A 12,993-nucleotide genomic window follows, 5' to 3' on the forward strand; every position below is an offset into this window, starting at 1 on the left:
TCTGATGACCTATAAAAAAATTGCCATTTATGAGCAAAGCTATCAACTTCCTGTTTTTAAAAATAGATACTTAAAAAATTTTCAGAAAATCATCAATCAACGTCGGAAATTAATTCAAGAAGGAGTTCGCTACCATTACTATTTTGGTAAGATTATTAAACGAAAAGAAAAAATTACTCAACAAGAAATCTTGATTGAGACTCAGTTATTAATTAAAGACTATAATTTATTAATTAATGGACTAGAAATCTATCAAGATGGATATTATCGTTTTTTACTCCAACTCAGTGACAATCTCAAAATTTTATTTTCCCAAAAATATCAAGAATTAAAAATCTTAGACTACGAGAGAATAAAGTTAGAGATTAAAAATAATAATAATCAAAATATTCTCAATCAACTCAAGCTAGAAAAACAGGAAAATTTTCGGGCAATTTTGCTACTGGGAAAAACATCTTTTTTGATGTTGAGAAAAACTAAATTACTAGGGGAAGGAGTTCATAAATTAGCCGAGGATACTCAAAAGCAGAAAAAAATTGTGCAAGCAATTATTCAAGAACTCAAAATTTATGAGGAATTAAATCATTACCAACTCAAATCTCAACGAGTTCGCCAAGAAATTGCTGATCTTGCCCAAAATGCGATTAATTTTGAAAACTACCTACAGGACTATTTTGCTCCTTTTCAATTATTAATAGAAGAAGTCATTAAGGTGGATGAAGAATTTTATGCAACAGTTGGAGAAATTAAGTATTTAGTAGATAATATTTTTCAACCTCAGCCTGATCTCTTAGAAACGTCAGATTCAGCAACAAGTTCTGAGTTTTTGTTAAATTTTCTAGCGACTGGTTACGAGAAAGAAGCAAGGTTAAAAGAGGCTTTTTCCTCTGATCAATTTAATGATTACCTATTCAATGAAAGTGAATGGTCAGCACAATTTATTTCCCTGGAAAAAACCATCAATAAATTATCTGATCATTTAGCAGAACAAGAGGCTTGTCAAAAAGATGCTATCCCCAAAACTCCCTTGGCAATAGTTGTCTCTCAATTCACTCAAAACAATCTTGACAAATCTTCTAGTTCTAAAAATCCCCCAACTTCCCCAAATATCTTAACTCAAGAATCGGCTGATCTTGATTATAATCAATTACAAGATTTGCTAAGAAAGCAACAGTGGCAAGCGGCTGATCGCCAAACGACCAAACTACTATTAAAAATTTTGGGTAGAACCTACTGGAATGAGGTTTATCCTCAAGATATTGCTCAATTACCTTGTTCAGAACTGAAAAAAATTGATCAACTTTGGCTGCATTATAGTAATGGTCATTTCGGGTTTAGTATTCAGCAGGCCATTTTCTCTAGTCTCGGTGGTTTAGTGGATTATGAAACCCAAAAGAAACTTGGCGATCGCTTAGGTTGGCGGAAGGAAGGTCAATGGCTCAATTATGAGCAACTAAACTTTCAATTAGAGCTGAATTCTCCCCTCGGTCATTTACCGGTTCATTGGTTGATTTTTGAGGAAAATCTTTGTTATTCATCTGCCGAGGTTGCTGACAATCAAAACTCCGTGGCTTTCTGGAGAGTTGGCAATTGGTTATTGTGGCAACTTCACCTCGTTTTCAGCAAAATTCAAGCCTGTGGAATTATTCCTCTGTCTGACTTTTAAAGCCATTATCCCATTAAAAACTGATTTGGTATCCCTACCAATTTCTTGACCGATAGTTAACTCTTAATCAGAAAAACCTCGCCCAAAAATTCCCCTTTTTAACGGAAATAAAAAGGGGAGAAAATATCAGATAGCTTTACAATTCAGTCATCCATTCCGTATGGAAAAACTCACCTCTGGGTTTATCGGTACGTTCGTAGGTATGAGCGCCAAAATAATCCCGTTGTGCTTGGGTGAGATTTTGCGGTAAATTGGCCCGACGATAACTATCAAAATAGTCCAAAGAAGAACTAAAAGCCGGGACAGGAATTCCCAACTTATTAGCCAAGACTAACACCTCACGCCAAGCTTCTTGGCGATCGAGGATACTTTGCTTAAATTCCGGCGCTAACAACAAATTCGGCAGCCCCGGATTTTCCGCAAAAGCTTTGCGAATTTTATCCAAGAAACCGGCCCGAATAATACAGCCGCCCTTCCAGATCCGGGCCGATTCCGGCAGACTGATATTATAGTTAAACTCCTGAGAAGCTTTAGCGATTAAGGCCATACCCTGGGCATAGGAACACATTTTCGAGCAGTAAAGGGCATCACCCACCTTATTCACAAATAGTGCCGCATCCCCCGGATAGGTTTCCCCAGGTCCGGGTAACTCTTTGGCGGCTGCCACCCGTTCATCCTTATAAGCGGACATCACGCGAGCATTAACCGCAGCATAAATAGTCGGAATTGACACCCCCAACTCCAAGGAACTTAACACGGTCCAGCGTCCGGTTCCCTTTTGTCCCGCCGAATCCAAGATTAAATCTACCAGATGATGACCGGTTTCCGGGTCAACATACTTAAAGATATCGGCGGTAATTTCAATTAAATAAGAATTAAGCTCATCGGTGCGATTCCACTCGGTGAAAGTTTCCTGTAACTGCTGATTGCTTAGTCCTAGACCATTTTTCAGCACATCGTAGGCTTCCGCAATTAACTGCATATCGCCGTACTCGATGCCATTGTGAACCATTTTCACATAATGGCCCGCACCCCCGGGTCCCACGTAGGTGACACAGGGACCATCATCGACTTGGGCGGCAATTTTGGTTAAAATCGGCTCTAATTCCCGATAGGCGAACTCTGTACCCCCCGGCATCAGGGAAGGACCGTGCAGAGCGCCTTCTTCGCCACCACTGACTCCCATGCCGACAAAACCCAGTTTAGTGGTCGATTCTAGGTCGCGGGTGCGTCTTTCCGTGTCCTCGTAGAGGGAGTTACCGCCATCGATAATCATATCTCCTTCTTCGAGAAGGGGTTTTAATTGTTCAATCACGGCATCCACCGGCGGGCCAGCTTTTACCATGACCAGAATTTTGCGGGGACGCTCTAAAATTTGGACGAATTCTTCTAAACTATAGGCCGCCTTGACATCTTTGCCGACGGCGCGAGTTTCCATAAATTCTTTAGTTTTGCTGGCGGTGCGATTGTAAACAGCTATAGGAAAACCCCGACTCTCCACATTGAGAGCGAGATTTTCTCCCATGACAGCTAGTCCGATAACACCGAAGGTACGTTTAGTCATAGAAATTCAGTCTCGGCTGATGCGTTCTTCCTCCCCTTTTAGCGCCTACTTTCCCTAAGATAGCTAAACTTTCCCTATTTCTTAAGCCTTGACTAATCAGTGATCAGTGATCAGTAATCAGTAATCAGTGATCAGATTTGGGTTTTCAGTGACCGGCATTGAGTGAGGAGTGTGACAGCGTTTCTCCTCAAGATGAAGTGTAACCTAATTTGGTATCACCCCCTGACGACTGGCTACTGTTGCCCGTTCCCTAAAACCAGAGACTTCCTGCCTCACCATTAAGATAACTGCTATAAATGGCATTAACAGTGCTGTGTTTTCACTGATGACTGAAAAACCCCCAAGCGCAGAAAAGTTAATGCTAATGTTAAATTAAATTAAGAAAATCCTCATTCTTGTTATATGCAGTTAACTTGGCTTGATAGTAATTCTTGGTTAATCGAAATCGGGGGAAAACGCCTGCTTCTCGATCCTTGGTTGGTAGGTTCCCTGACTTTTGGTAATTTAACTTGGCTATTTGAGGGCAAAAAAACCGCTAATCATGCCATTCCCGAACATATCGATCTGATTCTTCTCTCCCAAGGTTTAGAAGATCACGCCCATCCTCCTACTTTACAGGTACTCGATCGCCAAATTCCCGTGGTAGCTTCTCCTAATGCCGAAAAAGTCGTTCGAGCGCTCAATTATACCCATCGCATCCCTTTAACCCACGGTGCTAGTTATATCTTTGACAATGCGATCGAAATTACTGCTGTCCCCGGTTCTCCAGTCGGGCCGACTCTGGTGGAAAATGGTTATGTTATCAAGGAATTAGCGACAAATCAGAGTATCTACTACGAACCCCACGGTTATCATTCTCCTAGCCTCGATTCTCTCGGGAAAATCTCCGTGATTATCACCCCTTTGATTGACTTAAAAATACCTTTCCTCGGACCGGTAATCAAAGGACAAGAAAGCGCCTTAGCAGTCTGTCAACGCTTGCAGCCCGAATATATTATTTCTACGGCTGCCGGTGGTGATATCGAGTTTAAAGGATTATTGATGGCGGTGTTAAGTGCTGGGGGTAGTCCCGAATCTTTTCAAGAATTATTAACATCCCATGCCTTGCCGACAAAAGTAATTGATCCTCGTCCTTGGCAACCTTTTACAGTGGAATTAGGCGAATGCGTCCCTGGTTTGAGCTAATCTGAGTTAAGGGAAGAATAGAAAAAAGTTAAAACTTTCTTCCCGATTTTTATCTAAAAAAGTAGAATTTTTGTGATATATTTGCTGGCTACAGATGACATTAGTTGTTTGAAAAAACTGGCTCTCTTGAATATTGGATGTAAAATGGGTAAAACCCCACACCCCACACCCTGCCACCAGGAAAAACTTTTTGCCGCAAACCCTAATTTAAAGTGGCTCTTCTCTGCTAAATTTTCTATGAATCAGTTGCCCTTATTTTCTCAATCAAAATCAGTGCGAGACTTTTATCAACCTGATGCCGAAATAATTCTTTATCAAGGAGATACCAATAATTTTATCAAGACTATACCAGATAATTCTGTGAGCTTGATTATTACTTCTCCTCCCTACAATTTAGGAAAAGACTACGAAAAAAAAATCTCTTTGGATACTTATCTGGAAACCCAAACCAAAATTATGCGAGAATTCCCTAGAATCTTGCAAGATAATGGCAGTATTTGCTGGCAGGTGGGAAATTTCGTTCAAGAGGGAGAAGTTTATCCTTTAGATATTTTTTATTATCAGCTATTTAAACAAATGGGTTTCTTTTTAAGAAATAGAATTGTCTGGCATTTTGGCCATGGATTACATACCTCTAAAAGATTTTCTGGCAGGTATGAAACTATTTTGTGGTTGACAAAAACCGATAAATATATCTTTAATCTTGATCTGGTGAGAATCCCCGCTAAATACCCCGGTAAGCGTCATTTTAAAGGTAAAAATATCGGTAAACCCTCTGGTAATCCTTTAGGAAAAAATCCCAGCGATGTTTGGGAGTTTTTAGCACAAGAATGGGATGAGTTACTGTGGGATATTCCTAACGTTAAATCTAATCATCCAGAGAAAACTATCCATCCTTGTCAATATCCGATCGAATTAGTAGAAAGATGTGTTTTAGCCTTGACAAATGAGGGGGATTGGGTTTTTGATCCCTTTGCTGGAGTCGGAACTTCTCTGATTGCTAGTATTATGCACAATCGTCGAGTGATGGGGAGTGAAAAAGAAGCAGAATATGTGAAAATTGCTAGGGAAAGAATCGCCGCTTATTTGCAAGGAAATCTCAAAATTCGTCCTTTAGGAAAACCTATTCATCAGCCTAATGGTAAGGAAAAAGTTGCTCAAATTCCCGAAGAATGGCACAATAATATATAGGAAGTAACACTGAATCTCCCCCCCAGGTAGATGGATTCATGAATCCATCTACTATGAGTTGATGCTAAATCTGTAGAAAACGGGTTTCTCCGAGAAACCCGTTTTCTGTGCGTTACTCAACGGATTTAGTATAACTCATCTGACAATAATTGATCAGTTTTTTGTCACCATTTTTAGAGAAAACTTTGCAGAATTGTGGCGGTTTCTTGTCCAGTTTTTTCCCAACTAAAAAGCTCGGCGCGTTGGCGACTCAAGGATTTTAATTTTAGGCGTAATTGTTCATTAGTGGCGATTTGCTGCATTGCCTCCCTCATCTCATCAATGCTATAGGGATTAATTAAAATTGCCGCATCTCCTGTGACTTCCGGGAGAGAGGAAAGATTAGAAGTAATTACAGGAGTTCCACAGGCGATCGCTTCTAGTACAGGTAATCCGAAACCTTCCCAAAGGGAGGGATAAACTAAAGCAGTTGCTTGGTTTAAAAGTTGCGGCAATTCTTCATAGGAAACATAGTTTAAAAATTGCACTCTTTGAGAGATTGATAATGCTTCTACCTGTTGCTGTAGAGCCGGGGTAAAACGGGGGTCAAATTGACCGACAATTAATAATTGATATTCGGGATCGATTTGGGAAAAAGCAGTAATTAAACGAGCGAGATTTTTATGAGGATCATAACGACCAAGATAGATAAAATAGGGACGAGTCGCCAGATTTAGCGGACGAAAATTATCAGAATCATATCCAGAAAAAATCACGGTTATTTTGTCAAGAGGTATGTTAAAAAACTTATTAATATCGGAGGCAGTTGCTTGGGAAACAGCGATAATATGTGCGGCTTTTTTCAGGACTTGGGGTAAATAGTATTTAGTATAAAAAGTTAGGGGAGAAAATTTCGGAAATCGCAGGGGAATTAAATCATGGACTGTGACAATATAGCGGCAATTTCGATAAATAGGTGCTTCGGGAATGGGAGTAAATAGCAGGGAAGACTTTAATTGTTGATAGGTTTGATAGAGTTGGGTTTCTGTCCAAATTAAGCGCCTAATATTGCCTTTAGTTCCCTGTTCTTGGGTGAGGTTTCCCGACACAGGATAGGTGTTAAAATCTGGGTAAGTATTAGAAGTGATTAGGGTAGGATTTAAGTTAGCTAATTGAGGAATGAGATTTTTAGTATAGGTAGTCAACCCAGTATATTTAGTACCGAGAAAAGCGAGATTGATTAATAATTGATGATTTCTATTCATAGATATTAGCTAGTTAAGTAGGTAGGTGTTAAAAGTTGTCAGACACCACCCTTATCAAGGGGGGATTAAGGGGGGATCAGCACCACCCTTATCAAGGGGGGATTAAGGGGGGATCAGAGGCAAAATCTATCTTCAATTTAATTATAACTACTTACTTATTATAAAAGAGAACGATAAGCTTTTATAGTAGCTTGTGCTGTTTTTTGCCAAGAGAATTTTGCCGCTTGTTTTTTTCCTTTAGTGATTAAGTCTTGACGGAGAGAGGTATCACTAATCACCTGATAGATTGCCGCAGCAATTTCTAGGGGATTATCGGGATTAATTAATATTGCCGAGTCTCCGGTGACTTCGGGTAAGGATGCAGTATTAGCAGTTACCACAGGACAACCTAAAGTCATCGCTTCTAAAACTGGTAATCCAAAACCTTCATAAAAAGAAGGATAGACAAAAACATCGGCTTTTTGATAATAATCCGCAACTAAGTCATCAGCAAGATAATCAAGATGTTGGATACTATCTCGAAAGGGAGACTGAGATATTTTATCGAAAATTGGTTGATACTTCCATCCTTTTTTGCCAATCATAATCAGATTATGGTCTAATTTATACCTGTCCTTGAGATAGTTAAAAGCGGTGATAAGATTAATAATATTTTTTCGTGGTTCTAGGGTACTAACAAAGAGTAAATAGGGTTTAGTGATGGTTAGAGATGAGGGAGGATTGGGGAGGGAAGAATAACGACTTGCGAGGGGAGTAATAAAAATTTTCTCTGGGGTTACATCTAAATATTCGATAATATCTCGTTTGGTACTTGCGGAGTTAGCAATAACTAAATCTGTCCATTGTAGAGATTGTTTAATGCGTTGGGTGTAGGTTTTGACAATCCCCGTGACAAACTCAGGATATTTAATAAAAGTAACATCATGAATAGTCATAACTTTGCGACTCTGACGACAAGGATACACCACATGATCCAATCCGTGGAGAATATCGGGAGAATCAAGAAAGTTTTCTAGATAGGGAATTAGAGGATTAGGAAATCGGGTTAAGATATTGCTAAGACTGACGGGAATTGGTAAACATTTAACCTCTGGATAGGATTGCAGTTTTTCGGGGATAGAAAGATTACCCCGCAGCCAGTTTTTTACCGATGGTTGAAAACAGAGGGACAGGGAAAAGTTTTCTTGGTTTTGTAATTTAGCTAATTCGGCAATCAGGTGATAAGCATATAATCCAATTCCACTAGGATTTTGTCTTATCGGTGTACCATCAACTAAAATTTTAAGCATTTGCGGTTAGATAAGATTGACGGGATAGATATTTTTAAAATTACAGATTCAATTGTCAATTTTGCTCGGTTAGGACAAGATTAAAATCGGCAATAAACTCCACCCTAATAGTTAATCTTACCCTATAACGTTCCTAAATAGCAGCCTTTTTGGGCTAGGTTACGGTCAATACTTAATTTATCGGGCAATTTTTTTGCGATTATTGTCCCACCCTACGACTAGGATTGTCAACGGGTACTTATAAACTATGAATCTCCTTGACGAGAAACACTGTAATTAGTTATAATTACGAAAGAATGACTTCCCCGTACTTGTGGTGATCGGAGATTTCTCAAAAGTTATCTCAGGGATGAAGTAGTCCCCCAGAGAAAAACTAATATCTGGTAATGCCGAAAAATCTTGATTAACTAATGTTTTTACTATGTTTAATCCCTTAGTATCTTTTAAATCCCTAGAAGGCCATGAAGGTGAGGTTAAATGTCTAACTTTTTCCCAAGATGGTAAACTTTTGGCTAGTGGAGATAACGAGTTAACTGTTATTGTTTGGGATTGGCAAAAAAATCAAAAATTTATTTTACAAGGACATGAAAAAGCCGGTTGGTGGGATAAGGGAGTTAACTCTGTTGCTTTTAGTCCCTGTCAAGGATTTTTGGTCAGTGGAGGAGATGATCAAACCCTAAGAATTTGGTCACTGGAAACTAAAAAATTAATCTCTACCTTAACAGGACACCAAGACAAAGTTACAGCAGTAGCTGTTCATCCCGATGGGGAAATTATTGCTAGTGGTAGTGAAGATAAAACGGTGAAAATATGGTCAGTAAAAACTGGAGAAATTCTAGCCACTTTACAAGGTCATAGCGATAAAGTTCTAACAGTTAAATTTAGTCAAAATGGGCAGCTTTTAGCCAGTGGTGGCGGCGAAAATGACAAAACGGTAATTATTTGGAATCTGGGAGAAAAAAGCAGTATTACCTTAAAAGGTCATTCCGATTGGTTTGGAGGTGTTTTATCGGTAGATTTCGGCAGTAATAACAAATTTTTAGCCAGTGGCAGCAAAGACAAAACCATTAAAATCTGGGATATTAAAAGAGGTACAGAGGTAAAAACTCTCAGCGAACATAGTGATCATATCAATTCAGTTAGTGTTAGTCCTAATAATCAACTATTAGCCAGTGGTAGTGATGATAAAAGATTAAAATTATGGGATTTAAAAGCAGGAAAAGCCATTATTTCTATTCCCCATCCCCAGAAAATCTATTCCGTTTGTTTTAGTCCCGATGGTCATTATATCGCCACGGCCTGCCAAGATAAAATCGTTAGAGTTTATGGCACTTCCGAACTACAATCTTTGGCAAGTTGAGCAATCTTTGAGCGCACCGGATGCTTATCGGTGTCTAATTATCCACTAGAGATCGCTGCCGGTCTGTTCCTCTCGGAAGTAAAGCTGATATAATTGACAGCTAGGCTGGGCTAGGTCGCCTTTTAACTGAATTAAACCCATACTTTCCAGTTTATAGGCAGTAATCGGTTCTAATCGCACTCCCTTATCGGAAGAATTAACCACTTCCCCCATCGCTGTCAATAATTCCGGCTGTTTTTGCAGATTATCCCAGTGATGACGCAGGTGTGCCGCATAAATTCCCCCTTGGGTAGCAGCATTAGGGAGAATATTTTTCTCCCCGCGCACCTGCGCTTCCAGGGCCAAACGGCTAAGATAGGGATGACCAGCAACTAGGGCAATTAAATCCAGGATAAAACGCTGATTATCGTCATTTTTAGGCAATCCATAGCTATTAGCCAAGTTTTCCAGTTGTTCGAGGCTAAAACCGGGTAATTTAATCCCGCGGCCGACATTAAAGGGAGATTGATTAGCGTCCAATTGAATATAGATTTCCGTGGAATTAGCAATCGCTAACCGCAAATTCTGCCAGATTTCTAAATTATTAGCTTCTTCGTGCCAACAGCGCAAAAGCGGCAAAAAATCCCTAGCGATGTCGGGATACTCGAAAATTCTGTCTAAATTATCTAGGGCCAAAAAAACAGGGCCGTTAATCTGTTCCAAAAGATAGGACTGAAAATAGGTTTGACAACTGATTAAACTGCCAAATAGTTCCTCATCCCAATATTCATCTAATTGCGGCTTTAAACCCAATTCTCGGCTGACATTTGCCGAAAACCAGCGACAAAATCGGTCTAAACTGGCAAACATCGCCTTTTCTGCCACTTGACAATTAATATAAACTGTGCTATGTCCCCAACTATCTGCCTGAGCGAGCAGATGTTTAAGGAGAGAAGTTTTACCAGTCTTTTCAGGGGATTTAATGCGAATGAGTGACCCCGGACGATTAATTTCTTGATAACAGTCGCTTTCGACGGGAGGGCGGCTAATATAAGTATCTATAACTGATTTTTCTGCTAGTATCGGGGTGGGGTGATTTTTCCATTCAGGATATTTGAGATCTTTGAACCATTCTCGGAGGATTTGGAACTTACCTGGCCCTTTACTACCTAATTCGAGTTCGGGACAGCCATTATCTTTATCTGCCGAGAAATAGCTATAGATTTTAGTCATCTGTTTTTTATAGGTTTCATGGCTGGCAGCCTCGGCCATTTCCCAAATTTCCTCATCTGGTTTGCGCCAATTTTCGTAGGCAAAACGAACCCAAAAAATTTCCTTTAATTTGCCTTGAACACCGTATTCTCTAGCTATATGTTTGAGAAACTCGTCCCATCCCTGTGGTTTCATCCCGTTCTACTTTATTCTACTTATATTCCCTTTTTTTCCATGTTAACCCCTTTTTCCCTCTTGGCAATGGGACTGACATCCGAGAGGGAAGGCCCTATGGTAAAAGTAGGTCAATTACCTGATAGTGTCTAAGGGAGTAAAACCATGAAAATCTCGTTAACCTTGTTTGTTGTGGCCTCCTTGCTGTTAGGTTCAATTCCTCACACTTTAGCGGTTAATAGTCAAGATAACCATTTTGACCGTTCCTCTTCGCCGCTAATTTTACAAAACCGTGACTGTAAGGGTGATAAGGACGATAATTGCAATTAGTCCTGATTATCTCGGTTAAGGTTGTTACTGTGTATCCCCCACCGATGAAAAAATCGTGGTCGGGATTTTTTTTATCGAAAATTTTGGTTTTAAAATCCCGACTTTTTTCTGCTCTATGGAATTGTTATTTGTCGTCGATACCATAGACGGTAAGAGTTGCTTACAGATATAGCCAAGGCATAGTTTGACGAGTCAAGACACGAATTGCGTATTTCAACTGTTCGGAACGACTATTATAGTCTTTTCCCCCAAAATGTCCCGCAATACCAGAAAATTTCGGTTCAACGGGAAACCTTTTACAAACATTAGCCGATTGGGATGCTAAATTAATAGCTTGATGATATTGATGTTCACTATAAAAACAACCCTGCTGATGATTTTTGTGCATCGGCTGCAGGTATCTTTCATAGAAGCATTTGCTAAAGACGAGAAAACGAGTATCTGCATAGGAAGGATTATTTTGTTTGTTCTGTAATTGTTGCCAAATCGGCCATTTAAAATCACATAAACACTCAAAGGGACTTTTAACCCTCTCTAAAATATCGGTCATATTGAGAAGATAAATTCTACCAGTTATCTTGGCAACATAAGTAGATTCTTTGACCAGTGCTGATTTTAAAATTCCCTGCTCTATTAATAGGGTTTCGCCGTAACCTTTGCCAAAATTACGAGGAAAATCATTGGCATCTAGTGAAATAAACTCAATTTGTTTGTTATGGGGATTTTCTTGAGTCGTTTCCTGCAATCGATCAAGAGGCCAACCAGAATTTTCCACAAATAGTATTTTTTTGATACGAGGATGAAAATTAATATAATACTTCAGGGAATTATAGTAATCTTCCTGTCTTTGCTCAGGAACAGTTGGATAGGCTTTCGGCATATCCTTAATATTAATTGTTGCTGTTAAAAGTAAAACTAATTCCTGCTCTATATTTAACCAACCAGCTTGAAAACTTGTTCGTGATCCATTCATAAGCTATTGTCTGTATTTATTGTGTAATTATTGAACCATTTGTTCAGAGTGTGCTGCCATTATCTAGAAAATGAGGATTGATTGAGCGACTCTAGATAATGCAAACCGCAGTTAGCTTATCATCGTAACTAACCAATCAGAATAATTTCTAGATTCAAGACCAATTATCTCAAGAACTCGCCTGTAATTCCTCTAAACGTGCTAAAACCTCGCCACTGTGAATGGCAGGATTTACCCCCAAATAAATCTCTTTTAAAATCCCTTGCGGATCGATAAGATAGGTATGACGCAGGGAAACATAACCCATCCAAGAACCATAGGCTTTACTAACATCTCCGGTAGTATCTGCCAGTAAGGGAAATTTTAAACCCTCCGAGTCACAAAATTCCGCATGAGAATCGACATCATCGGCACTTACCCCTAAAATTTGCGTATTTTTAGCCATATATTTCGGCAAATCCTGCTGAAAACGCCGCGCTTCTAGGGTACAGCCGGGGGTAAAATCCTTGGGATAAAAATACAAAACTACCCATTTACCCCGATAGTCCGATAGGGAAATATTCCCTTCTCCCGTGTTAGTCGGTAGGCTAAAATCGGGTGCCGGTTGATTTAAAGGGGGTTGGGGGCCACCTAAAGCGTTAGCATCGGGAATCAAGGCAAAAAATGCCAGAATTACTGCAATTAAAAAACTCAACAGTTGACGACGAGACATAATCAGTTATCAGTTATCAGTTATCAGTTATCAGTTATCAGTTATCAGTTATCAGTTATCAGTTATCAGTTATCAGTTATCAGTTATCAGTTATCAGTTATCAGTTATCAGTTA

At 39.4% G+C, this 12,993-nt stretch carries 11 protein-coding genes; 5 read left to right on the forward strand and 6 right to left on the reverse strand.

Annotated elements, in window-relative coordinates:
• Nucleotides 1-4 precede the first annotated feature (4 nt).
• Nucleotides 5-1,666, forward strand: coding sequence for a GUN4 domain-containing protein (locus H6F92_RS20685; protein ID WP_190359306.1), 1,662 nt, complete (start codon nucleotides 5-7; stop codon nucleotides 1,664-1,666).
• Between the two features lie 136 nt (nucleotides 1,667-1,802).
• Here H6F92_RS20685 and gnd read toward each other — a convergent pair whose 3' ends face one another.
• Nucleotides 1,803-3,230: a decarboxylating NADP(+)-dependent phosphogluconate dehydrogenase gene (gene gnd, locus H6F92_RS20690; protein ID WP_190359307.1), complete on the reverse strand. Its 1,428-nt coding sequence runs from the start codon at nucleotides 3,228-3,230 to the stop codon at nucleotides 1,803-1,805.
• Nucleotides 3,231-3,632: 402 nt separating this feature from the next.
• On the opposite strand from gnd, the gene H6F92_RS20695 reads away from it, so the two are divergent.
• Nucleotides 3,633-4,415 (forward strand): MBL fold metallo-hydrolase, encoded by a 783-nt coding sequence (locus H6F92_RS20695; RefSeq protein WP_045361798.1) that lies wholly within the window; start codon nucleotides 3,633-3,635, stop codon nucleotides 4,413-4,415.
• A gap of 237 nt (nucleotides 4,416-4,652) precedes the next feature.
• A complete protein-coding gene (locus tag H6F92_RS20700) occupies nucleotides 4,653-5,606 on the forward strand; it encodes a DNA-methyltransferase (RefSeq protein ID WP_190359308.1) in 954 nt (317 codons plus the stop codon).
• A 173-nt stretch (nucleotides 5,607-5,779) separates the two neighbouring features.
• Here the strand turns inward: H6F92_RS20700 and H6F92_RS20705 are convergent, their stop codons facing one another.
• Together H6F92_RS20705 and H6F92_RS20710 are read right to left on the reverse strand one after the other, a co-directional pair.
• Nucleotides 5,780-6,850, reverse strand: coding sequence for a glycosyltransferase family 4 protein (locus tag H6F92_RS20705; RefSeq protein WP_190359309.1), 1,071 nt, complete (start codon nucleotides 6,848-6,850; stop codon nucleotides 5,780-5,782).
• 158 nt (nucleotides 6,851-7,008) lie between these two features.
• A complete protein-coding gene (locus tag H6F92_RS20710) occupies nucleotides 7,009-8,139 on the reverse strand; it encodes a glycosyltransferase family 4 protein (RefSeq protein WP_190359310.1) in 1,131 nt (376 codons plus the stop codon).
• 421 nt (nucleotides 8,140-8,560) lie between these two features.
• Here H6F92_RS20710 and H6F92_RS20715 point away from each other — a divergent pair, with 421 nt between their 5' ends.
• Nucleotides 8,561-9,499 (forward strand): WD40 repeat domain-containing protein, encoded by a 939-nt coding sequence (locus tag H6F92_RS20715; protein WP_190359311.1) that lies wholly within the window; start codon nucleotides 8,561-8,563, stop codon nucleotides 9,497-9,499.
• Between the two features lie 45 nt (nucleotides 9,500-9,544).
• Here the strand turns inward: H6F92_RS20715 and H6F92_RS20720 are convergent, their stop codons facing one another.
• Nucleotides 9,545-10,885 carry an AAA-like domain-containing protein gene (locus H6F92_RS20720; RefSeq protein WP_190359312.1) on the reverse strand — a complete coding sequence of 447 codons (1,341 nt, stop codon included), beginning with the start codon at nucleotides 10,883-10,885 and terminating at the stop codon, nucleotides 9,545-9,547.
• Nucleotides 10,886-11,029: 144 nt separating this feature from the next.
• On the opposite strand from H6F92_RS20720, the gene H6F92_RS20725 reads away from it, so the two are divergent.
• Nucleotides 11,030-11,194 carry a hypothetical protein gene (locus tag H6F92_RS20725; RefSeq protein ID WP_002766271.1) on the forward strand — a complete coding sequence of 55 codons (165 nt, stop codon included), beginning with the start codon at nucleotides 11,030-11,032 and terminating at the stop codon, nucleotides 11,192-11,194.
• A gap of 160 nt (nucleotides 11,195-11,354) precedes the next feature.
• Here the strand turns inward: H6F92_RS20725 and H6F92_RS20730 are convergent, their stop codons facing one another.
• Together H6F92_RS20730 and H6F92_RS20735 are read right to left on the reverse strand one after the other, a co-directional pair.
• Nucleotides 11,355-12,167 (reverse strand): hypothetical protein, encoded by an 813-nt coding sequence (locus tag H6F92_RS20730; protein ID WP_190359313.1) that lies wholly within the window; start codon nucleotides 12,165-12,167, stop codon nucleotides 11,355-11,357.
• Nucleotides 12,168-12,336: 169 nt separating this feature from the next.
• Nucleotides 12,337-12,879: a peroxiredoxin gene (locus H6F92_RS20735; RefSeq protein ID WP_190359314.1), complete on the reverse strand. Its 543-nt coding sequence runs from the start codon at nucleotides 12,877-12,879 to the stop codon at nucleotides 12,337-12,339.
• Nucleotides 12,880-12,993: the final 114 nt, after the last annotated feature.

This window comes from Microcystis wesenbergii FACHB-1317 (assembly GCF_014696875.1).
GTDB lineage: Bacteria > Cyanobacteriota > Cyanobacteriia > Cyanobacteriales > Microcystaceae > Microcystis > Microcystis wesenbergii_A.